This window comes from Rhodopseudomonas julia, from assembly GCF_030813515.1.
Lineage (GTDB): Bacteria > Pseudomonadota > Alphaproteobacteria > Rhizobiales > Afifellaceae > Afifella > Afifella julia.
This window is the reverse complement of record NZ_JAUSUK010000001.1, coordinates 265,151-285,425: the sequence shown is the minus strand read 5'-3', so window position 1 is coordinate 285,425 and position 20,275 is coordinate 265,151. Positions and strand designations below refer to the sequence as shown.

23 protein-coding genes are annotated in these 20,275 nt (G+C 63.2%); 22 read left to right on the top strand and 1 reads right to left on the bottom strand.

The annotated features are described in order from the left end of the window. Nucleotides 1–54 precede the first annotated feature (54 nt). The 7 genes from J2R99_RS01290 (at nt 55) to ureG (ending at nt 3,872) form a co-directional block, all read left to right on the top strand. Complete coding sequence (locus J2R99_RS01290) at nt 55–528, top strand: DUF29 domain-containing protein (RefSeq protein ID WP_307152702.1); 474 nt, start codon at nt 55–57, stop codon at nt 526–528. Nucleotides 529–534: 6 nt separating this feature from the next. Continuing rightward, the gene (locus J2R99_RS01285) at nt 535–1,059 is read left to right on the top strand and encodes a GNAT family N-acetyltransferase (RefSeq protein ID WP_307152701.1); all 525 of its coding nucleotides are present in this window, start codon (nt 535–537) and stop codon (nt 1,057–1,059) included. A gap of 63 nt (nt 1,060–1,122) precedes the next feature. After that, on the top strand, nt 1,123–1,731 hold the full coding sequence (locus J2R99_RS01280; protein ID WP_307152700.1) for a LysE family translocator: 609 nt from the start codon (nt 1,123–1,125) through the stop codon (nt 1,729–1,731). Then, the gene (locus J2R99_RS01275) at nt 1,728–2,252 is read left to right on the top strand and encodes an urease accessory protein UreE (protein WP_307152699.1); all 525 of its coding nucleotides are present in this window, start codon (nt 1,728–1,730) and stop codon (nt 2,250–2,252) included. Before J2R99_RS01280 ends, J2R99_RS01275 begins: the two co-directional genes overlap by 4 nt. Nucleotides 2,253–2,276: 24 nt before the next feature. Further along, the gene (locus J2R99_RS01270) at nt 2,277–2,558 is read left to right on the top strand and encodes a YrhK family protein (RefSeq protein WP_307152698.1); all 282 of its coding nucleotides are present in this window, start codon (nt 2,277–2,279) and stop codon (nt 2,556–2,558) included. After that, the gene (locus J2R99_RS01265) at nt 2,551–3,225 is read left to right on the top strand and encodes an urease accessory protein UreF (RefSeq protein WP_307152697.1); all 675 of its coding nucleotides are present in this window, start codon (nt 2,551–2,553) and stop codon (nt 3,223–3,225) included. Before J2R99_RS01270 ends, J2R99_RS01265 begins: the two co-directional genes overlap by 8 nt. A 2-nt stretch (nt 3,226–3,227) precedes the next feature. Continuing rightward, a complete protein-coding gene (gene ureG / locus J2R99_RS01260; protein ID WP_307154107.1) occupies nt 3,228–3,872 on the top strand; it encodes an urease accessory protein UreG in 645 nt (214 codons plus the stop codon). A gap of 7 nt (nt 3,873–3,879) precedes the next feature. On the opposite strand, the gene J2R99_RS01255 is transcribed toward ureG, so the two are convergent. Further along, nucleotides 3,880–4,821 carry a LysR family transcriptional regulator gene (locus tag J2R99_RS01255; RefSeq protein ID WP_307154106.1) on the bottom strand — a complete coding sequence of 314 codons (942 nt, stop codon included), beginning with the start codon at nt 4,819–4,821 and terminating at the stop codon, nt 3,880–3,882. 123 nt (nt 4,822–4,944) lie between these two features. Between J2R99_RS01255 and J2R99_RS01250 the strand changes: the two genes are divergently transcribed. The 15 genes from J2R99_RS01250 (at nt 4,945) to menB (ending at nt 20,237) form a co-directional block, all read left to right on the top strand. Beyond that, nucleotides 4,945–5,997: a class 1 fructose-bisphosphatase gene (locus tag J2R99_RS01250; RefSeq protein WP_307152696.1), complete on the top strand. Its 1,053-nt coding sequence runs from the start codon at nt 4,945–4,947 to the stop codon at nt 5,995–5,997. A 9-nt stretch (nt 5,998–6,006) separates the two neighbouring features. Continuing rightward, the gene (locus J2R99_RS01245) at nt 6,007–6,882 is read left to right on the top strand and encodes a phosphoribulokinase (RefSeq protein WP_307152695.1); all 876 of its coding nucleotides are present in this window, start codon (nt 6,007–6,009) and stop codon (nt 6,880–6,882) included. A 15-nt stretch (nt 6,883–6,897) separates the two neighbouring features. Beyond that, nucleotides 6,898–8,940, top strand: a complete 2,043-nt coding sequence (tkt, locus tag J2R99_RS01240) for a transketolase (RefSeq protein ID WP_307152694.1) — start codon at nt 6,898–6,900, stop codon at nt 8,938–8,940. Continuing rightward, entirely contained in the window at nt 8,940–10,022 is a 1,083-nt protein-coding gene (gene fba, locus J2R99_RS01235; protein ID WP_092809673.1) for a class II fructose-bisphosphate aldolase, read from the top strand. The genes tkt and fba overlap by 1 nt, the downstream gene beginning before the upstream one ends. Before the next feature lie 35 nt (nt 10,023–10,057). Next, complete coding sequence (locus tag J2R99_RS01230; RefSeq protein WP_092809675.1) at nt 10,058–11,515, top strand: form I ribulose bisphosphate carboxylase large subunit; 1,458 nt, start codon at nt 10,058–10,060, stop codon at nt 11,513–11,515. A gap of 33 nt (nt 11,516–11,548) precedes the next feature. After that, on the top strand, nt 11,549–11,965 hold the full coding sequence (locus J2R99_RS01225; RefSeq protein ID WP_092809677.1) for a ribulose bisphosphate carboxylase small subunit: 417 nt from the start codon (nt 11,549–11,551) through the stop codon (nt 11,963–11,965). Between the two features lie 73 nt (nt 11,966–12,038). After that, nucleotides 12,039–12,998, top strand: a complete 960-nt coding sequence (cbbX, locus tag J2R99_RS01220) for a CbbX protein (RefSeq protein WP_092809679.1) — start codon at nt 12,039–12,041, stop codon at nt 12,996–12,998. 35 nt (nt 12,999–13,033) lie between these two features. Next, complete coding sequence (rpe, locus tag J2R99_RS01215) at nt 13,034–13,717, top strand: ribulose-phosphate 3-epimerase (protein WP_092809681.1); 684 nt, start codon at nt 13,034–13,036, stop codon at nt 13,715–13,717. Nucleotides 13,718–13,738: 21 nt separating this feature from the next. Further along, nucleotides 13,739–14,290: a thioredoxin family protein gene (locus J2R99_RS01210; protein WP_307152693.1), complete on the top strand. Its 552-nt coding sequence runs from the start codon at nt 13,739–13,741 to the stop codon at nt 14,288–14,290. After that, the gene (gene gph, locus J2R99_RS01205; RefSeq protein ID WP_307152692.1) at nt 14,290–14,973 is read left to right on the top strand and encodes a phosphoglycolate phosphatase; all 684 of its coding nucleotides are present in this window, start codon (nt 14,290–14,292) and stop codon (nt 14,971–14,973) included. Before J2R99_RS01210 ends, gph begins: the two co-directional genes overlap by 1 nt. 167 nt (nt 14,974–15,140) lie before the next feature. Continuing rightward, nucleotides 15,141–15,452 (top strand): heme-degrading protein HmuQ, encoded by a 312-nt coding sequence (gene hmuQ / locus J2R99_RS01200; RefSeq protein ID WP_092809685.1) that lies wholly within the window; start codon nt 15,141–15,143, stop codon nt 15,450–15,452. Between the two features lie 73 nt (nt 15,453–15,525). Then, on the top strand, nt 15,526–16,263 hold the full coding sequence (locus tag J2R99_RS01195) for an aspartate/glutamate racemase family protein (RefSeq protein ID WP_307152691.1): 738 nt from the start codon (nt 15,526–15,528) through the stop codon (nt 16,261–16,263). A 124-nt stretch (nt 16,264–16,387) separates the two neighbouring features. Further along, entirely contained in the window at nt 16,388–17,713 is a 1,326-nt protein-coding gene (locus J2R99_RS01190) for an isochorismate synthase (RefSeq protein ID WP_307152690.1), read from the top strand. Beyond that, the gene (gene menD / locus J2R99_RS01185; RefSeq protein ID WP_307152689.1) at nt 17,710–19,404 is read left to right on the top strand and encodes a 2-succinyl-5-enolpyruvyl-6-hydroxy-3-cyclohexene-1-carboxylic-acid synthase; all 1,695 of its coding nucleotides are present in this window, start codon (nt 17,710–17,712) and stop codon (nt 19,402–19,404) included. The genes J2R99_RS01190 and menD overlap by 4 nt, the downstream gene beginning before the upstream one ends. Continuing rightward, on the top strand, nt 19,401–20,237 hold the full coding sequence (gene menB / locus J2R99_RS01180) for a 1,4-dihydroxy-2-naphthoyl-CoA synthase (RefSeq protein WP_307152688.1): 837 nt from the start codon (nt 19,401–19,403) through the stop codon (nt 20,235–20,237). Before menD ends, menB begins: the two co-directional genes overlap by 4 nt. The last annotated feature ends 38 nt before the right edge of the window (nt 20,238–20,275 follow it).

The following is a 20,275-nucleotide window of genomic DNA, read 5'->3' as shown; positions in this document are numbered from 1 at the left end:
AATAACCGACACATGGCGAATGGCGCCGAAACTCGTTTCGGCGTAAATTGAAGCATGTCGTCCGAACCGCTCAAGAAACCGGCCGAAGCGGAACTGCTTTACGAAGCGGATTTCTTCCGCTGGACGCAGGAGCAGGCCGAAGCGCTGCGCACGCGGCGTCTCGCCGATCTCGACTGGGCGAACCTTGCCGAGGAGATCGAGACCGTGGGCCGATCGGATCGCAGCGAAATCCGCAGCCGGCTGGCCGTCATCCTGCTCCACCTCCTGAAATGGCGGTATCAGCCCGGACAGCGAAAAGGGGGGTGGAAGGCCAGCGTTTTTGAGCAGCGTGTTCGCATCGCCGACCTTCTCGAAGATAGCCCGAGCCTCCACGCCTATCCGGCCGCTGTTCTCGCTAAGGAATACCGCATCGCGCGCGTGAAGGCGGCCGACGAGACGGGGCTGCCGCTTGAGCGCTTTGCTGAGACGTGCCCTTTCACCCTCGAAGAAATTCTCGACGAAGCCTTCTTGCCGGAGGCGGCGGAGTAAGCATCGATGGCCTTGATCTGTCGCGAAGCCGATCCCGCCTTCGATCGCTGGGACGAACTCCATCGCCTCTTGATGGATTGCTTCGCCTATATGGCGGTGCGGATCGATCCGCCGTCTTCGCTTCTGCGCATGGGGCCGGCGGAGCTTGCTGAAAAGGCCGGAAGTGAGACGCTGCTTTTGGCCGAAGAGGATGGGCGCATCGTCGGCTGCGCCTTTCTCAGGCTCGAGCCAGACTGCCTTTATATTGGCAAGGTCGCCGTCGCCCCGGCCTTTCGCGGGGCGGGGCTGGCGCGACGGCTCTTTGTCCTCGCTGAAGAGCGGGCACGGGCGAACGACCGCTTGTTCCTGAAGCTGCAGACCCGCGTCGAGCTCACCGAGAACCACGCCGCCTTCGCCCGGCTCGGTTTCGTCAAGGTGAGCGAGACGGCTCATGCCGGCTATGACCGCGCGACCAGCATCACCATGACGAAACCCGTCGATCCATCGCGCCAGGACCGCGCCTTTTCGGAAGCCCTTCACGAACGAGCCTGATTTCCTTCCGCAGCGCCGCATTTTTCTCTAGGGTTTTGTCTGAAACGCCCTGAGAGCTTTGCGATGATCGCCTGGAGTCTTTTCATCCCCGCCTGCTTTGCCGTGAATTGCGCGCCCGGACCCAACAACATGCTGGCCTTCGCCAATGCTGCGAAGGTCGGGCCGCTCTACGCTCTCCTGGGTGGCCTCGGCCGCATGCCGGCCTTCGCCATTTTGATCGGCGTCACCGTGGCGGGACTTGGCGCGATCCTGTCCGCCTCAGCCGAAGCGTTTGTCGTCATCAAGCTCCTGGGCGCCGCCTATCTCATCTATGTCGGTGTCAGGATCCTGCGCCATGCGCGGCATCTGGCGCGGGTCGATCCGTCCTCGGTCAGTCTGAAGACGCTGATGCGTCGCGACTTCACCATCGCCATCACCAACCCGAAGGCGATTGCGGTCTTCACCGCTTTTTTCCCGCAGTTCATCGATCCGACCTTTCCGGCCTGGTCGCAACTCGCGCAGCTCGGTGGCGTCTTTCTCGTCATGGAGATTGTGGCGGTCGGGCTCTATGTGGCCGCCGGCGCGCTCCTCAAAGGGCTGCTGCGCTCGGAGCGCATCTTCGTCTGGCTCAATCGTTTCGTTGGCTCGGCGCTGATCGTCTCGGGTGGTTCAATGGCGGTGTCGAGCCGATGAACAGCGAGCATATGTCCGGTGATCCGCAGACCTGGCCGCGCGCCACCGCCGTCGAAGAGGCGGCTCCGCCCTCGGAAGGGATGACCGAAACCGTCTGTCTCACATCGGATGAGCGCCACCGCCGCCGTCTGGTGATGACGACGGAAACGGGGCTGACTTTTCTGCTCGACCTTCCCGAAGCGCGGCTTCTGCGGGAGGGCGACCGCCTGGTTCTGGAAGATGGACGCCGCATCGACGTGCGGGCAAAGCCTGAGCCGCTTCTGGACGTGCGGGCGCCTGATCGCGGCACGCTCCTGCGGCTTGCCTGGCATCTCGGCAATCGCCATACCCCTGCAGCCCTTCAGGACGAGCGCCTTCTCATTCGCCGCGACCACGTTCTCGCCGAGATGATCCGCAGGCTCGGCGGAGAAACCTTCGAAGTGGAGGAGGCGTTCGACCCGGAAGGCGGTGCCTATGGCGATCCGCACCATCACGGCCATGGTCATGGCGGTGAACCACCCCATTCTCATGCGTCAGGATGAACAGCACAGGAAATCCGAGGCAGAATGGCTTTCTTCGACCCTAAGAACAACACCAAGACCGAGCGTCACCGCACTCTCTATGCGCTCTATGAAATCGCCTTCACGACCGTGGATGTGAGCGCAGCCCTGCTTTTCATCGTCGGCTCCTGGCTCTTCTTCTACCCAGAATTGGAGGCGCCGGCGATCTGGTGCTTTCTCATAGGGTCCATCTGTTTTGCCATGAAGCCGACGCTCCGCATCGTGCGGGAGCTGCATTATCTCGCGCTCGGGGATTTTGACGATGTCGACAAGGCGGCACATGGCTGAGGGCGCGGCCGAGGTCGAAGCCGGCAGCAAGAATGCGGCCGCGGCTCTGGTGACGCTCCAGTATTGGTTGTCTCCCGCCTTTCCCGTCGGAGCGTACGCTTATTCGCATGGGCTTGAACGCGCCGTCGCCGCCGGCTGGGTGAACGACCGCCAAAGTCTCGAAACCTGGCTGAAGGCGCTTTTGCGCTGCGGCTCGTTTCGCGCAGACGCCGTGCTCTTTGCGGCCGCCTTTCGTGCCCGAAAGGCGGGCAATGCGACAGAGCTGGCTGAGATTGCCGAGCTTGCCGAGGCGTTGGCGCCGTCAAGGGAGAGGCATCTGGAAACGATGGCCCAGGGTCGGGCCTTCGCCGAGGCGACGGGCGACACGGCAAGGCCCTGGCCGGTCGCGGTCGGGGCTGCTGCAGCCGACCTCGACATTGAACTTGTCACCGCTGTCGCGAGCTTCCTGCAGGCTGCCATCGTCAATCTCTGTTCGGTGGCGCAAAGGAGCGTTCCGATCGGTCAGACGGATGCGCTGGCGGTTGTCACGGCGTTGCGCGAGGCCTTTCTTGAAACCGCCGCCTGGGCGGCCGCGGCAAACCTGGCCGAGCTTGGCAGCGCCACGTTTTTTTCCGATATCGCGTCGATGCAGCATGAGGTGCAGGAGACGAGGTTGTTCCGCTCATGACGATGACGGCTGATTCCGCTGCCGCGATGCAGCGCTCTCCGCACGGTCCCCTGCGCGTCGGCATCGGCGGTCCAGTGGGCTCCGGCAAGACCACGCTTGCCGAAAAGCTCTGCAAGGCGATGCGTGACCGCTGCTCGCTCGCCGTCGTCACCAACGACATCTATACGAAGGAGGACGCGCTCATCCTCAATCGGCTGCAGGCCTTGCCGGAAGACCGTATCGTCGGAGTGGAGACGGGCGGCTGCCCGCATACGGCGATCCGCGAGGATGCATCGATCAACCTTGCCGCGATCGCCGACCTCACCGCCCGTCACCCGGATCTCGATCTCGTCTTTATCGAATCCGGCGGCGACAATCTGGCGGCGACCTTCTCGCCCGATCTCGCCGATTTGACGCTTTACGTGATCAGTGTGGCGGAAGGTGAAAAGATCCCGCGCAAGGGCGGCCCCGCCATCACCCGGTCCGATCTCCTGATCATCAACAAGACGGATCTCGCGCCCTATGTCGGCGCCGACCTCGATGTGATGGCCCGCGATGCGGAGCGGGTGCGTGAGGGAAGACCGTTCGTCTTCACCGATCTTTCCCGCAACGAAGGCGTCGATCAGATCGTCGAGTTCTTGAAAATGACCGGCGGGCTGCCCGCCTGAGGGCTTATCATTCGCCGCTTGCCTCTTCGTAGAGCTTTGGAAAGTGCGGCAGGAATTGCGTGCCGGAATGCACGACGAATTGCAGGAAGGCGCGTGCGCCCGGAGAGACGGATTTGTCGCTGCGGCGCACGACGAACCATTGTCTGCGGATCGGTAGCCCTTCCATATCGAGTGCCACCAGACGGCCGGCTGCGACCTCCACGGCGACGGTATGCGCGGACAAAAAGGCGATCCCGAGCCCGGCAATGACGGCCTGCTTGATCGTCTCGTTGCTGCCGAATTCCACGAAATGGATGGACGGATCGGCAAGAAGATCGCCGAGATAGATTTCCATCGATGTGCGGGTGCCGGAGCCCGGCTCGCGTACGAGGAGGGTCTCGCCGGAAAGCTCGTTGCGGCTGAGATCGATCTGGCCGGCCAGCCTGTGGGCGGGCGAGGCGATCATGATGAGCGGATGGTCACCGAAGACCGCCGCCTCCACCGGCACCGTCTTCGGCGGACGGCCCATGATGGCACAATCGACATCGAAATCGGTGAGTGCCTGCACCACCTCTTGCCGGTTGCCGACGGTCAGCCGCACGTCGATCATCGGATGTTCGCGCTTGAAGCCGACGACGAGGGCCGGGGCATAGTATTTGGCCGTCGAGACGACGCCCACATGCACGGCGCCGGTGCCGAGTCCTTTGACCTCGTTGATCGTGTCGGCGAGCCGGAAGATCGAGCGTTCCACTTCGGCTGCAGTGTTACGCACCGCCTCGCCAGCGTCAGTCAGTCGCATCCCGTGCGCGGTGCGGTCGAAAAGCGGCAGCCCCAGCGCGGATTCGATCTGTTTCAGCGTCAGAGTGACCGCCGGACCCGTCAGTCCCAAGGCCTTGGCGGCACTTGCGATTGTTCCGTGTCGTGCAATTTCTGTGACGGCACGCAGCTGTCGAAGAGTGAGCCAATCCATGTCGCCCATTAAAATTCCTAACTGTGCGCCTTACAAGAATTAAATTTACTTAGTCTCCCCAGGGTGTATCTCACACCCAATCAAGACCGACAGGGAAACCTCGGTCAGGGGGGAGGGCAGCATATGGCCGGCCTGAGCACGCTCGAGGCTTTTCTCAGAGCATATAGCAGCACAGATGACCCGCAGCGCCTTGCGGTTGTGGAAACGGTCCGGGCTCTCGCCCGCGCCTCTCGCCAGATCCGCGATGTCGTATCCCAAGGTCAGCTCGGTGGCGACATTGGCGCCGCGCGCGGCTCCACCAATGCCGATGGCGATCGGCAGCGCTTTCTGGATGTGCGCGCCGATGAGATCGTCCTCGCCGAAATGCGGGAAGCGCCCGTCGCCGCCTACGCTTCGGAAGAGATCGGCTCGCCGATCCTGCTCAATCCCGACGGCGTTCTCGCCGTCGCCACCGATCCGCTCGACGGCTCATCCAACATCGACACAAACGTCTCGATCGGCACCATCTTTTCCATCCTGCCGCATGCGCCGAATGCGGCCGATGGCGTCAGCACCGATTTCGCCCAGCCTGGGCGCAATCAGCTGGCCGCCGGTTTCTTCATCTATGGGCCGCAGCTCGCCATGGTGCTGACGGTGGGCGAGGGCACGCATGTCTTCGTCTATTCGCACCGCATCGGCGGTTATCAGCAGATCCTCGACGGTGTGCTGATTTCGCCCAACACCAACGAGTTCGCCATCAACATGTCGAACTATCGGCATTGGGACGAAGCCGTGCGCATCTATATCGACGACTGCCTGCAGGGCTCGGCAGGCCCGCGTGCTCGCGATTTCAATATGCGTTGGATCGCGTCGCTCGTGGCCGATACCTACCGGATCATCGCGCGTGGCGGCGTATTTCTTTACCCCCGCGACAATCGCCGCGGCTACGGCGACGGCAGGCTACGGCTCGTCTACGAGGCCAACCCGATCGCTATGTTGATCGAGCAGGCGGGCGGCCTTGCCAGCGATGGTGGCTTTCCCATTCTCGATCAGGTTCCGACGAGCCTGCACCAGCGCACGCCTTTGATCTTCGGTTCGAAGAAGGAAGTGGAGCGCATCCTTCGTTACCACGAGGCGCCGAGCCTGATCGGCGAACGCGCGCCCTTGTTTACCCATCGCGGCCTGTTTCGCGTTTGAGGCCAGGACATGTCAGCTAAGCACCCAATCATTTCAGTCACAGGTTCGTCCGGCGCAGGCACTACATCCGTGCGCCGGACCTTCGAGCAGATTTTCCGTCGTGAAGGGGTCAACGCCGTCTTCATCGAAGGTGATGCCTATCACCGTTACAACCGCGTGGAGATGCGCGAAGAGACGGAGCGCCACAAGGCGGACGGCGACCATTCCTTCAGCCATTTCAGCCCGGAGGCGAACCTCCTCTCCGAGCTGGAGGAGATGTTCGAGGAATACGGACGCAAGGGCACGGGCAAGACCCGTCATTACGTCCATGATGACGACGAGGCCAAATGCTACGGCTGCCCGCCGGGAGAGTTTACCGACTGGGAGCCGTTCCCGGCCGAGTCCGATCTTCTCTTCTATGAGGGGCTGCACGGTGCCGTCGTCACCGAGGATTGCAACATCGCCCAGTATCCGGACCTGAAGATCGGTGTCGTGCCGGTCATCAATCTGGAGTGGATTCAGAAGATCCACCGCGATCGTTCCACCCGCGGCTACACGACGGAAGCGGTCACCGACACGATCCTGCGCCGCATGCCGGATTACGTGCATTACATCTGCCCGCAATTCACCGAGACGACCATCAATTTTCAGCGCGTGCCGATCGTCGACACCTCCAACCCCTTCGTGGCACGGTGGATTCCGACAGCAGACGAATCCATGGTGGTGATCCGCTTTGCGGATCCGCGTGGCATCGATTTTTCGTATTTGCTGTCGATGATCCACGATAGCTTCATGTCGCGGGCGAATTCGATCGTGGTCCCTGGAGGCAAGCTCGATATCGCCATGCAGCTCATTTTGACGCCGCTGATTTTGCAGCTCATCGAGCGAAAGCGCCGCGTCTCCTAAACGAAAGGTTTCTTGATGGCCCCTTTGCAGACGACCGTACTGGCCGCTTCCACGAACGCTGAGGCCGCTGATCTCAAGCCGATGGCAAACGCCATTCGCGCCCTCTCAATGGACGCGGTGGAGAAGGCGAAGTCGGGACATCCGGGCATGCCGATGGGCATGGCCGATGTGGCGACCGTCCTCTTCAGCAAGTTCATGCGCTTCGATCCGCAGGACGCCGCCTGGCCGGACCGCGACCGCTTCGTGCTGTCGACCGGTCACGGCTCGATGCTTCTCTACTCGCTGCTTTATCTGACGGGTTATCCGGAAGCGACGATCGAGCAGCTGAAGAACTTCCGCCAATTGGGCGCACGCACGGCCGGTCACCCGGAATACGGCCATCTGGCGGGCGTCGAGGTGACGACCGGCCCGCTCGGACAGGGGCTTGGGGCCTCGGTCGGCATGGCGATCGGCGAGCGGCTGATGGCGGCGCGCTTCGGTGACGACATCGTCGACCATTACACCTATGCGATCGCCGGTGACGGCTGCCTCATGGAAGGCGTGAGCCACGAAGCGATCGATCTCGCCGGCCATTTGAAGCTGCGGAAGCTGATCGTCCTCTTCGACGACAATCAGATCTCCATCGACGGGCCGACATCGCTTGCGACCTCCGTCGACCAGCTGAAGCGCTTTGAGGCGGCCGGCTGGTCGGTGCGTCGCGTTGACGGTCACGACATGGCGGCGGTCGAGGCCGCGATCGAGGCCGAGCGCCAGACCGATCGTCCTTCGCTGATCGCCTGCCGCACCATCATCGGCTGGGGCGCTCCCAACAAGCAGGGCACTCATGGCGTGCACGGTTCGCCGCTCGGCACCGATGAAGTGGCTGCCGTCCGCGAGGCGCTTGGGTGGACGCATGAGCCTTTCGTCGTTCCGGAAGAGGTTCTGAAGGATTGGCGCGAGACCGGAAAGCGCGGGACCGCGCTGCATGACGACTGGAAGAAGCGCCTGGCGGAGGCTCCGAAAGAGCGTCGCGACGCGTTCCACGCAGCGCTCGAGCTCGATTTCGCCGGCAATGAACTGCGCGACGCGATCGAGAGCATCAAGGAGCGCTTCTCCTCCGAGAAGCCGAAGCTCGCCACGCGGCAATCTTCCCAGAAGGTGCTGGAGGAACTGGTGCCGCTGTTGCCGTCGTTGATCGGCGGTTCGGCCGATCTCACCGGCTCCAACGGCACGCGTGTCGCGGCGCAGCAGCCGGTCACCCCCGACGATTTTAGCGGAAATTACATGCATTACGGCGTGCGCGAGCACGGCATGGCGGCCGCGATGAACGGCATGTCACTGCATGGCGGCTTCGTTCCCTTCGGGGGTACGTTCCTGGTCTTCGCCGATTACTCGCGCCCGGCGATCCGTCTTGCGGCGCTGATGGGTGTGCGTGTGATCCATGTGATGACCCACGATTCCATCGGCCTCGGCGAGGACGGCCCGACGCACCAGCCGGTCGAGCATCTGGAATCCCTGCGCGCCATGCCGAACCTCAATGTCTTCCGCCCGGCCGATGCCGTGGAAGCGGCGGAAGCCTGGCAGTGCGCCATCGAAAATGCCTCGGGTCCTTCAGTTTTGTGCCTGACGCGCCAGGGCCTGCCGACCCTGCGCACCGAGCACGTCTCCGAGAACCTTTCGGCGAAGGGCGCCTACGTGCTCCGTGAACCGGAGGGCGACCGCGACGTAACCCTGATCGCCACTGGCTCGGAAGTGACGATCGCGGTTGAAGCGGCGGAGAAGCTTGCGGCCGACGGCATCGCCGCGGCCGTCGTCTCGGCCCCGTGCTTCGACATCTTCAAGACCCAGGACCGGGCCTATCAGAACGAGGTTCTGGGCACGGCGCCCCGGATCGGTGTCGAAGCCGCTGTGCGCGACGGCTGGGACCGCTGGCTCGGCCCGGACGGCATCTTCATCGGCATGCAGGGCTTTGGTGCGAGCGGCCCCTATCAAGAGCTCTACGAGCATTTCGGTATCACCCCGGACGCCATCGTCGATGCGGCCCGGACCTTCATCAACATTGGCAAGGAGAGCGAGTGATGGCCCGCATCACGCTGCGTCAGCTTTTGGATCACGCTGCCGAGAACGGCTACGGCGTTCCCGCATTCAACATCAACAACATGGAACAGGCGCTGGCGATCCTGGAGGCGGCCTCGTCCGTCGACGCGCCGGTCATCATCCAGGCGAGCCGCGGTGCCCGCGCCTATGCCAACGACATCATGCTCGCCAAGATGATGGAAGCTCTGGTCGAGATCTATCCGAACATCCCGATCTGCATCCATCAGGACCACGGCAACAACGAGGGCACCTGCCTGACGGCCATCCAGCACGGCTTCACCTCCGTGATGATGGACGGCTCGCTCGAGGCCGATGCCAAGACGCCGGCCTCCTATGAGTACAATGTCGCCATCACCAGCCGCGTGGCGCAGATGGCGCATTGGGTCGGTGCCTCGGTGGAAGGTGAACTCGGCGTGCTCGGATCGCTCGAAACGGGCGAAGGCGAGGCCGAGGATGGCCATGGTGCGGAAGGCAAGCTCTCCCAGGAGCAGCTTCTGACCAATCCCGATCAGGCGGTGGAATTCGTCAAGGCAACGAAGGTGGATGCGCTGGCGATCGCCATGGGCACGAGCCACGGCGCCTACAAATTCACCCGCAAGCCGGACGGCGAGATCCTTGCCATGCATGTGATTGAGGAGATCAATCGCCGCCTGCCGAACACGCATCTCGTCATGCACGGCTCTTCGTCCGTGCCGCAGGAATTGCAGGACATCATCAACGCCTATGGCGGGGCGATGCCGCAGACCTACGGTGTGCCGGTGGAAGAGATCGAACGCGGCATTCGCCATGGCGTCCGCAAGGTCAACATCGACACCGACTGCCGCATGGCGATGACCGGGCAGTATCGCAAGATCGCGCAGGAAAACCCGGCGGAATTTGATCCGCGCAAGTTCAACAAGCCGGCGATGGAGGCCATGCGCGAGCTCTGCCGCGATCGTTTCGAACGGTTCGGTACCGCCGGAAACGCCTCCAAGATCAAGGTCATCCCGCTCGAGGAGATGGCCAAGCGCTACCAAAGCGGCGCGCTTGATCCGAAGACCGACATGGCCATGGCTGCCGAGTAATCGGCCAGCTTCAACGAGAGAAAGCGAGGAGTGGGATGGATACGGAATCCAAGACCGTCACCGGCAAGGACCGCTACAAGTCCGGCGTCATGGAATACAAGAAGATGGGCTATTGGGAGCCCGATTACGAGCCGAAGGATACCGACATCATCTGCGTCTTCCGGGTGATCCCGCAGGACGGTGTCGATCCGATCGAAGCGTCTGCAGCCGTTGCCGGTGAAAGCTCCACCGCGACCTGGACCGTGGTGTGGACCGACCGTCTGACGGCGGCGGAGAAGTATCGCGCCAAATGCTACCGCGTCGATCCGGTGCCGGGCGCCGAAGGCCAGTATTTTGCCTACATCGCCTATGATCTCGACCTCTTCGAGGGTGGCTCGATCGCCAACCTGACCGCGTCGATCATCGGCAACGTCTTCGGCTTCAAGCCCTTGAAGGGCCTGCGTCTGGAAGACATGCGGCTGCCGGTCGCGTATGTGAAGACGTTCCAGGGTCCCGCGACGGGCATCGTTGTGGAGCGCGAGCGTCTCGACAAGTTTGGCCGTCCGCTTCTCGGCGCCACCGTGAAGCCGAAGCTCGGCCTGTCCGGCCGCAATTACGGCCGCGTCGTCTACGAGGCGCTGAAAGGCGGTCTCGACTTCACCAAGGACGACGAGAACATCAACTCGCAGCCCTTCATGCATTGGCGTGAGCGCTTCCTCTATTGCATGGAAGCGGTCAACAAGGCGCAGGCGGCGACCGGTGAGATGAAGGGCACGTACCTCAACATCACCGCCGCCACCATGGAAGACATGTACGAGCGTGCCGAATTCGCCAAGGAACTCGGCTCCTGCATTGTCATGATCGACCTCGTGATCGGCTACACGGCCATTCAGTCCATGGCCAAATGGGCGCGCAAGAACGACATGATCTTGCACCTCCACCGTGCCGGTCACTCGACCTATACGCGCCAGAAGACGCACGGCGTCTCCTTCCGCGTCATCGCCAAATGGATGCGGCTGGCCGGTGTCGACCATATCCATGCGGGTACGGTCGTCGGCAAGCTCGAGGGCGATCCGGCCACGACGAAGGGCTATTACGACATCTGCCGCGAGGAGTTTAATCCCCAGGCGCTGCAGAACGGCATCTTCTTCGACCAGGATTGGGCCTCGCTCAACAAGCTGATGCCGGTTGCCTCCGGCGGCATTCATGCCGGCCAGATGCACCAGCTCCTCGACCTGCTCGGTGAGGATTGCGTCATGCAGTTCGGTGGCGGCACGATCGGCCATCCGATGGGTATCGCGGCCGGCGCGACGGCGAACCGCGTGGCGCTCGAAGCCATGGTTCTCGCCCGCAACGAAGGCCGTGACATCGTCAACGAGGGTCCGGAGATCCTGCAGACCGCGGCAAAAACCTGCCAGCCGCTGCAGCAGGCGCTCGAGACCTGGAAGGATGTCACCTTCAACTACGCCTCCACCGACACGCCGGACTTCGTGCCGACGGCGACTGCCGCCTAGAGCCCGAACCGAGACTATTTGGAGAACGCATCCATGCGCATTACCCAGGGCACCTTTTCGTTTCTGCCCGATTTAACGGACGAGCAGATCACCAAGCAGGTGCAGTACTGCATCGACAATGGCTGGGCGGTGAACATCGAGTTCACCGACGACCCGCATCCGCGCAACACCTATTGGGACATGTGGGGCCACCCGATGTTCGATATCGAGGACGCGGCGGGCGTGATGATGGAGCTCAACGATTGCCGTAAGGTCTATGGCGACCGTTACATCCGCCTATCGGCCTTCGATTCCTCGCACGGCTGGGAATCGGTGAAGATCTCTTTCATCGTCAATCGGCCTGCGGAAGAGCCGGGCTTCAGCCTGGAGCGGCAGGAGTGTGCCGGTCGCATGACCCGCTACACGACCCGGGGCTACGCGTCCGACAAGCCGGAAGGCGCGCGGTACTAAAGCGACCCTATTCGAATAACTGGCGTCGCGCCTCGGGCGCGGCGCCGATCAGAGTTTGTGAGCGGATGCTGCGATGAACGACCAGGTCAAAACCGAGAATGCCAATCCCGCCGAGGCGGAAACTGCTGCGCCGGTCACCTCGGTGGATCTGCAGCGCGAATTCGAGGAATCGGGCGTCGGCGACGTCCTGCGTGAACTCGATGAGACCCTGGTCGGCCTCGCGCCTGTCAAAAAGCGCATTCGCGAAACCGCAGCGCTCCTCCTGGTGGAGCGCGCCCGCAAGCAGCTCGGCCTCGCCTATGAGGCGCCGACCTTGCATATGAGCTTCACCGGCAATCCGGGTACCGGCAAGACCACCGTCGCGCTCAAAATGGCGAGCCTCCTCCACAGGCTCGGCTATATCCGCAAGGGTCATCTCGTCTCCGTCACGCGCGACGATCTCGTCGGCCAGTATATCGGCCACACCGCGCCGAAGACGAAGGAAGTTTTGAAGAAGGCGATGGGCGGCGTCCTCTTCATCGACGAGGCCTATTACCTCTACCGCCCGGAAAACGAGCGCGATTACGGTCAGGAATCGATCGAAATCCTCCTCCAGGTGATGGAAAATCAGCGCGAGGATCTGGTCGTCATTCTGGCCGGCTATGCCGACAAGATGGACAAGTTCTTCGAGAGCAATCCGGGCTTTCGCTCGCGCATCGCGCACCACATCGATTTTCCAGATTACAACAACGAGGAGCTCCTCAGGATCGCCGAGATGATGCTGAACGAGCAGAACTACGAATTGTCGCCCGATGCGCGCGAGACGCTCATCCGCTACATCGACCGCCGCCGTCAGCAGCCGCACTTCGCCAATGCCCGCTCGGTCAGAAACGCCCTCGACCGCGCGCGTCTGCGCCAGGCGAACCGTCTCTTCGAGGCGGGGACCGGCCCGGTGACGGTGGAGGATCTGAAGATGATTTCCCCCGAGGACATCAATGTCAGCCGGGTGTTTTCCATTCCCACGGACAGTGAACGCGCCGAAGAACGGGCGTGAGCGAAATAGCCCGCGCGGGCACAGGGAGAGCCGCCATGAACGATATCTTGATTGCCCCGTCGATCCTTTCCGCCGATTTCGCCAGGCTCGGCGAGGAAGTGGCCGCCGTCGACCGCGCCGGCGCCGACTGGATCCATCTCGACGTGATGGATGGGCATTTCGTGCCCAACATCACCTTCGGTCCGCCCATCATCAAGGCGCTGCGCGGCTCCTCGCAAAAAGTCTTCGACTGTCATTTGATGATCGAGCCGGCCGACCCGTTCCTGGAGGCTTTCGCCGCCGCCGGCTGCGATTACATCACCGTGCATCAGGAGGCGGGACCGCATCTCGACCGCTCGCTGCAGGCGATCCGCGGGCTCGGCAAGAAGGCCGGCGTCTCTCTCAATCCCTCAACGCCGGAAACGACGCTCGAATACGTGCTCGACCGGCTCGACCTCATCCTTCTGATGAGTGTCAATCCCGGCTTCGGTGGTCAGGCTTTCATTCCCGCGATCATCGAGAAGACGCGCCGCGTGAAGGAAATGATCGGCGACCGCGACATCCGCATCGAGATCGATGGCGGCGTCTCTCCGGAGACCGCGCCGGCGCTCGCCGCGGCCGGGGCCGATGTGCTTGTTGCGGGCTCCGCGGTCTTTAAAGGCGGCAGCGAAGAAACATATCGTCAGAACATCACTGCCATTCGCACGGCAGCGGAGGGGGCGCTGAAGGCGGCCGCCTGAGACGCAGACAAGGAGAGCTTCATGGCTGCAACCGCCGCGATTTGCGATTTCGGCTGGAAGGCGAAGGATTTCACCCTCAAGGGCACTGACGGCAAAACCTATTCGCTTGCAGATTGCGCGGGCGAGAACGGCACGCTCGTCGCCTTCATCTGCAATCACTGCCCCTATGTGAAGGCCGTGATCGACCGTTTCGTGCGCGACGCCAGGGAGCTTGAGGCCTACGGCATCAAGACGATCGCCATCTGCTCCAACGATGCAGAGGCCTATCCCGACGATTCCTTTGAGAACATGCAGGCATTCGCCGAAGAGCACGGCTTTTTCTTTCCCTATCTGCATGACGAAGATCAGTCGGTGGCGCGCGCCTGGGAGGCCGTCTGCACGCCGGATTTCTTCGGCTTCAACAAGGACCTGGAGCTGCAGTTTCGCGGCCGGCTCGACGCATCCCGGAAAGAGGCGGTGCCGGATGCGCCGCGCGAGCTTTTCGAGGCGATGAAAAAGGTCGCTCAAACCGGCGAAGGGCCGAGGGAACAGATCCCCTCGATGGGCTGCTCCATCAAATGGAAGGCCGCCTGATGGCCTCGTCCTGGCCGAAGGCCATCATCTTCGATCTCGACGGCACGCTCGTCGATTCCGTTCCCGATCTGACCGATGCCTTGAACGATCTCCTCGTCGAGGAGGGGCTCCCCGCCGTCAGCGAAGACAATGTCCGCAAGATGGTGGGCGACGGCGTCGAAAAGCTCGTCGAGCGCGGTTTTGAGGCGCGCGGGCGCACACTCGACAAAATCGAGCTCGAGAGTCTGGTCGCGCGTTTCCTGGCACTTTACGAGCCGCGAGCAACCGAGAAGACGGTGCTTTTCCCGACCGCCGTGGAAACATTGGCGGGCCTTGAAGAAAGCGGCATCGCGCTCGCCGTCGTCACCAACAAGCCCGGCGAGGCGACGCGTCTCATCCTGGAAGGTCTCGGCGTTGCCGAACGTTTCGGCGCCGTCATCGGCGGCGACAGCGGCTTGCCGAAGAAGCCGGAGCCGGCGGTTCTCCTGGCGGCGCTGCAGCAGCTTGGGATCAGCACCGACGACGCGCTGATGGTCGGCGACAGCCCGGCCGATGTGGGGGCCGCGCGGGCTGCCGGCCTGCCGGTCCTCGTCATGAGCTATGGTTACACCAAGCTGCCGCCGGAAGAGCTCGGGGCCGACCAGGTGATCGATTCCCTCTCCGAGATCGTCGAAGCCATCCGCATGATGCGCACCGCAGCCTGAGGGCGGGTGTATCTCGGCGAGGGTTGCCGCCGAAGGGAAGGGCGAAACCCGACGCGTGACCGGCGCTGCCCCTGGCGCGACAACGGCTTTCCGCTATAAGGTGAAAATCGTTCTCATCTTTTGGCCGAGCCCGATCGGCCGAACCAATCCCATAGGAGCAGCGAAAAATGTACATCGCCATGAACCGCTTCAAGGTGAAGCCGGAATCGGCCGAGGATTTTGCCGAAGTCTGGCGCAGCCGCGATTCGCAGCTTTCCAAGGTGCCGGGTTTCGTCGAGTTCCATCTCCTCAAGGGGCCGGAGCGGGAAGATCACGTGCTCTATGCCTCGCACACGGTCTGGCGCTCCTACGAGGATTTCGAGAACTGGACGAAGTCTGAGCATTTCCGCAATGCCCATGCGGGCGCCGGCGAACGCAAGCCTCTCTATATCGAGCATCCGCAGTTCGAAGGTTTCGAGGTCGTCCAAGACGTTCGCTGATTGCCGCAGCCGGTGGGCGCGCCGCCCGGCCTCTGCTATGTCCTGAAAGGACAGGCAAGACGGGGGACGCAGCGTGACGACACGACCGCTCGCTCAGAAGACGATCGGTGTTCTAGGCGGTTCCAGCAACATCGCCACCGGCCATTACTACCGCTTTCTCAATGAGATCGTGAATGCACGTCTCGGCGGTTGGGACATCGCCGAGACGGTGATCGTCGGCATGAATTTCGGCAATATCGAAGCCTTTCTGCATGCCGACGATTGGGCCTCGCTGGAGGCCTATATGGCGAAGAAGGTGGATGCGCTGATTGCCGCAGGCGCCGATGTGATCGTCGGCGTCTCCAACACTCTGCATAAGCCGATGGAGGCGATCCTTGCTTCCCGCGACATCGATTACATCCACATCGTCGATCCGACGGGCGAGGCGATCCGCAAGGCAGGGCTGAAACGCGTTGCTCTCTTCGGCACCAAGCCGATCATGGAAATGGATTACGCCCGCTGCCGCTATGAGGAAAAATTCGGGCTGGAGATCGTCGTCCCGAGCGCGGCCGAGCGCGCTGAGATCGATCGCATCATCTTCGACGAACTCGTCAAGGATGAGATCCGTCCGCAATCGAAAGCCCGTTATCTGGAGATTGCCGAAAGGCTGGCCCGCGAAGAGGGGGCAGAGGGCCTGATCCTCGGCTGCACGGAGATCTTTCTTTTGATCGACCAGAAGGATCGCCCGGACTTTCCCATGTTCAATACGACGCGGCTGCATTGCGAAGCGGCCGTGGACTATGCGCTGGCAAACGCGCTAGAGGCGCAGTGAACGGGAGAGCCTGGAAAAGGAGCATGGCGCTGCAGGTCGATCGGCTGGGCCGCAAGGCCCCGGCAAGGCGGCGCGTCTTTTCTGCGTCTCCACAAGAGCCCGAAGGCCCGCGTAAGCATCTCTCATGAACGCTAATAACAACGGCATACCCGGTTTCCTGGAAAGGGCGATCGCTGCTTCGGGCGAGACGCTGGCGACGCTTGCGCCGGGCGAAGTCATAAGCCTCGCGATCGATCTGCCGGGCAGCACACTTGCGCGCTGTCAGGGCTTTTCGGGCGATTGTCGGTGGGTGTCTCCTCCGACGGGCCGTGCCTTCTATGCTGCCGGAAAAGCCGTCGAAGGCTCGCGTGACGCGCTCGACCGTCTGTTGTCTCAAGCAGGCGTCTGGCGCCGCATCGGTGGTGCTTTCGCATTGCCGCTGGCTTTTTTCACCCTGCCGCCAGCCACGGCGAAGCAGGACCTTTCCTTCTTTGTGCCGCGCGTCCTCTTTCGCCGCGAGGGTGACGCCTGGAGCGTGATCTTGTCCGCGGGCCATGATGGGCGCTCCCCGCAGGAGATCGCCGGCGACTGGCTGACGCTCGCCGACAGCATTCTCTCGCCGGCCGGCCTGGGTGGCGAGGCTCGCATCGAAGGCTCAGAGGCCACGCCGGATGAGACGACCTGGAAGGCGCGTGTCGCCGAAACCAGCGCCGCGATTCGCCACGGCCGCTTCGACAAGGCGGTCCTTGCCCGCCGTCTGGTCCTACGGCTTGCAGAACCGGTCGACCCCAATCGTCTGGTCGACCGCCTCGCTGCTTACAATGCGGGATCGAACATCTTCTCGCTGCCCCACGGCGGCGGTCATGTCGTCGCCGCGAGCCCGGAACGCCTGGCCGTGAAGAAAGGCCGGGACATCCTGAGCGACGGGCTCGCCGGCACGGCCCGCAATGCCGGTGCGGCACCGGTCGATGACGCCGCCGAATCGGCCCTCTTTGCCTCGGCCAAGGAGCGCAGCGAGCATGCCATCGTCGTCGATGCGATCGCAGCCGACCTCGAGGATTTCTGCGAGACGCTTGAGCGACCGTCGGCTCCGGGCTTTATGCATCTGTCGCGCGTCACGCATCTGTGGACGCCCTTGTCCGGGCGGCTGAAGCCGGGTGTCGGACTTCTCGACGTGGCGGAACGGCTTCACCCGACCCCGGCCGTTTCGGGATTTCCCCGCGAAACGGCACTTGCCTGGCTGAACGAGCTGGGCGAGGAGCGCGACGGCCTCTATTCAGGTGTTGCCGGTTGGATCGACGCGGACGGAGACGGAGAGGCGGCCGTCGTTTTGCGCACGGCTTTCTTTGCCGGGCGCGAGGCGAGCCTGTGGGCCGGTGCCGGCATCATGGCGCAGTCGGACCCGGCGGCCGAATGGATGGAGACGGAAATGAAGCTTGCCACCATGTTGGATCTCTTCGCAGACAAATGAACGGACCCGCCGAACAGACGTTTCACTGGGCTGCGGCCCTTGCATCCGGGCTTGCTGCAGCCGGCGTGCGCCGGCTTGTTGCCTCTCCGGGCTCACGCTCGACGCCGCTGACGCTCGCCGCCTTGCGTCATCCCGAAATCGGTGTGCGCATGGTGGTCGATGAACGCTCGGCCGCCTTCTTCGCGCTCGGTCTCGCCAAGGCCTCCGGCGAGCCGGTGGCGCTTGCGGCAACATCCGGTTCGGCGATCGCCAATTGGCTGCCGGCTGTCGTCGAGGCCGATATGGCCCGCGTGCCACTCATCCTTCTTTCCTCCGATCGTCCGCCCGAGCTGCAGGATTGCGGTGCCAATCAGACGATGGACCAGGCGGGGCTCTTCAGCACCCATGTGCGCAAGTTCTTCCAGCTGCCGCCGGCTGAGGCCGAGACGGGCTGGCTCGCGAATTTCGCCGCGAGGATGGTGGCGGCGAGCCGTGGCCCGCTTCCGGGCCCGGTTCACATCAACGTGCCGTTGCGCGAGCCGCTCGTCCCGTCAGCCTCGATCGCTGTGGACGAAACGGCCGGAGCGCCGATCCCGCTGACGCTTCCGACACATTTGCAGCCGACGGGCGAAACCCTCAATCGCATCTCCGGCATCATCGGCAAAGGGCGCGGGGCCATCGTCTGTGGCAGCGAAGCGCTGAGCGACGCCGCGCGCCGTGCGATTCTCGACCTGGCGAGACGGCTCGACGTGCCGGTTTTCGCCGACGTTCTCTCCGGTCTGCGCTTCGGCACGCAGGAGCCGGAAATCCTTGCCCATCCCGATCAGGTGGCGCGTTCCGCGCCGACGCCCGATTGGATCCTACGGTTCGGCGGCACGCCCGTCTCCAAAGCCGTCTCCACCTGGATGGAGAAAGCGCATACGAAACCGCAGATCGTCGTCTCCGAAACGCCGCGGCTTGCGGACCCGGCAGGGACGGCGAGCCATGTCGTCACCGCCGATGTGGCGCTCGTCTGTGCGGGGCTCGATGCGCCCGCCGGGCCGCCGGAATGGCGGGCTGATATCGTTGCGCTCGATAGTGAGGCCGTGCGTGCGGCAGACGCCGTATGCGACGGCGACCGCGTCTTCGAAGGCGCATTGATGCGCCGGCTCGTGCGTGCTGTGCCGCCGTCGACCGCGATTTTCCTCGGCAATTCGCTCGCCGTGCGGGCGGCAGACTGGCTCGCCGGCCGCAGCTCCTCGAAGCTGCGGGTTTACGGCAATCGCGGTGTCAGCGGCATCGACGGCAATCTGTCGACCGCCTTCGGAATTTCGGCCATCTCCGAAAACTGCGTTGCCGTCGTCGGCGATCTCGCCTTCCTGCACGATCTCGGGGCGCTCGCGCTCGGCCGCGATCTGCCGCTTGCGATCCTGCTTCTCGACAATGGCGGTGGCGGTATCTTCGATCATCTTGCGCAGGTGGATCTGCCGGAATTCGAGACCGGCTGGCTGACGCCGCAATCGCTCGATCATGTGGCGGCCGCGCGCGCTTTCGGCCTTGCGGCACAGGATGTCGATGGCCTCGACGAGGCGATGGCTGCCGTCAATGCGGCGCTCGACCGGCCCGGAACGACCGTGATCCGAGCCACCATCGGGCGTGAGAAGAGCCTCGCCCGTTTCAAGACTTTCTTCGCCGCCGCGGCGGCGCCCGTGACCCAAGGACAAACGCGATGAGTGACGCAACGATCGCCTGGCAGACGGTGCCGGGGCAGAATTTCACCGACATCCTTTTCGACAAGGCCGACGGGATCGCCAAGATCACCATCAACCGCCCGCATGTGCGCAACGCCTTCCGGCCGGAGACGCTGGAAGAGATCATGACGGCGCTGCATCTTGCGCGTCTCGATCAGGACGTCGGCGTCATCATCCTTTGCGGCGCCGGGCCGGACGCCTTCTGCGCCGGCGGCGACCAGAAGATCCGCGGCGATGACGGCGGCTACAAGGACCAGGCGGGCGTCCACCATCTGAACGCTCTCGATCTGCAACGCATGATCCGCACTTTGCCGAAACCGGTTGTCGCCATGGTGGCAGGCTATGCGATCGGCGGCGGCAATGTCCTGCAGCTCGTCTGCGACCTGACGATTGCGGCCGACAATGCCCGTTTCGGCCAGACCGGTCCGCGCGTCGGCTCCTTTGATGCGGGTCTTGGCGCCGGGCTGATGGCACGCACGGTTGGGTTGAAGAAGGCGAAGGAGATCTGGTTCCTGTGCCGTCAATACGATGCGCAACAGGCGCTCGATATGGGCATGGTGAACACCGTCGTGCCGCTCGACCGGCTGGAGGAAGAGACGGTCTCCTGGTGCCGAGAGATGCTGCGCCTGTCGCCGACGGCACTTCGTGTCTTGAAGGCTGGCTTTAACGCCGACACCGACGGGCTTTCGGGCGTGCAGGAGCTCGCTGGCAATGCGACCGCGCTCTTCTACATGACCGATGAAGGCCAGGAGGGCCGCAACGCTTTCAACGAAAAGCGGGCGCCTGATTTCTCGCGCTTTCCGCCGCGCCCCTGAGGCGGCCCGATCGCCGCGCCAAAACCTCCCGGCGGACG

Excerpts from the sequence above, each read along its gene's own strand:
- J2R99_RS01290 (WP_307152702.1), top strand. The coding sequence starts at position 55 with ATGTCGTCCGAACCGCTCAAGAAACCGGCCGAAGCGGAACTGCTTTAC.
- J2R99_RS01285 (WP_307152701.1), top strand. The coding sequence starts at position 535 with ATGGCCTTGATCTGTCGCGAAGCCGATCCCGCCTTCGATCGCTGGGAC.
- J2R99_RS01280 (WP_307152700.1), top strand. The coding sequence starts at position 1,123 with ATGATCGCCTGGAGTCTTTTCATCCCCGCCTGCTTTGCCGTGAATTGC.
- J2R99_RS01275 (WP_307152699.1), top strand. The coding sequence starts at position 1,728 with ATGAACAGCGAGCATATGTCCGGTGATCCGCAGACCTGGCCGCGCGCC.
- J2R99_RS01270 (WP_307152698.1), top strand. The coding sequence starts at position 2,277 with ATGGCTTTCTTCGACCCTAAGAACAACACCAAGACCGAGCGTCACCGC.
- J2R99_RS01265 (WP_307152697.1), top strand. The coding sequence starts at position 2,551 with ATGGCTGAGGGCGCGGCCGAGGTCGAAGCCGGCAGCAAGAATGCGGCC.
- ureG (WP_307154107.1), top strand. The coding sequence starts at position 3,228 with ATGACGGCTGATTCCGCTGCCGCGATGCAGCGCTCTCCGCACGGTCCC.
- J2R99_RS01255 (WP_307154106.1), bottom strand. The coding sequence starts at position 4,821 with ATGGATTGGCTCACTCTTCGACAGCTGCGTGCCGTCACAGAAATTGCA.
- J2R99_RS01250 (WP_307152696.1), top strand. The coding sequence starts at position 4,945 with ATGGCCGGCCTGAGCACGCTCGAGGCTTTTCTCAGAGCATATAGCAGC.
- J2R99_RS01245 (WP_307152695.1), top strand. The coding sequence starts at position 6,007 with ATGTCAGCTAAGCACCCAATCATTTCAGTCACAGGTTCGTCCGGCGCA.
- tkt (WP_307152694.1), top strand. The coding sequence starts at position 6,898 with ATGGCCCCTTTGCAGACGACCGTACTGGCCGCTTCCACGAACGCTGAG.
- fba (WP_092809673.1), top strand. The coding sequence starts at position 8,940 with ATGGCCCGCATCACGCTGCGTCAGCTTTTGGATCACGCTGCCGAGAAC.
- J2R99_RS01230 (WP_092809675.1), top strand. The coding sequence starts at position 10,058 with ATGGATACGGAATCCAAGACCGTCACCGGCAAGGACCGCTACAAGTCC.
- J2R99_RS01225 (WP_092809677.1), top strand. The coding sequence starts at position 11,549 with ATGCGCATTACCCAGGGCACCTTTTCGTTTCTGCCCGATTTAACGGAC.
- cbbX (WP_092809679.1), top strand. The coding sequence starts at position 12,039 with ATGAACGACCAGGTCAAAACCGAGAATGCCAATCCCGCCGAGGCGGAA.
- rpe (WP_092809681.1), top strand. The coding sequence starts at position 13,034 with ATGAACGATATCTTGATTGCCCCGTCGATCCTTTCCGCCGATTTCGCC.
- J2R99_RS01210 (WP_307152693.1), top strand. The coding sequence starts at position 13,739 with ATGGCTGCAACCGCCGCGATTTGCGATTTCGGCTGGAAGGCGAAGGAT.
- gph (WP_307152692.1), top strand. The coding sequence starts at position 14,290 with ATGGCCTCGTCCTGGCCGAAGGCCATCATCTTCGATCTCGACGGCACG.
- hmuQ (WP_092809685.1), top strand. The coding sequence starts at position 15,141 with ATGTACATCGCCATGAACCGCTTCAAGGTGAAGCCGGAATCGGCCGAG.
- J2R99_RS01190 (WP_307152690.1), top strand. The coding sequence starts at position 16,388 with ATGAACGCTAATAACAACGGCATACCCGGTTTCCTGGAAAGGGCGATC.
- menD (WP_307152689.1), top strand. The coding sequence starts at position 17,710 with ATGAACGGACCCGCCGAACAGACGTTTCACTGGGCTGCGGCCCTTGCA.
- menB (WP_307152688.1), top strand. The coding sequence starts at position 19,401 with ATGAGTGACGCAACGATCGCCTGGCAGACGGTGCCGGGGCAGAATTTC.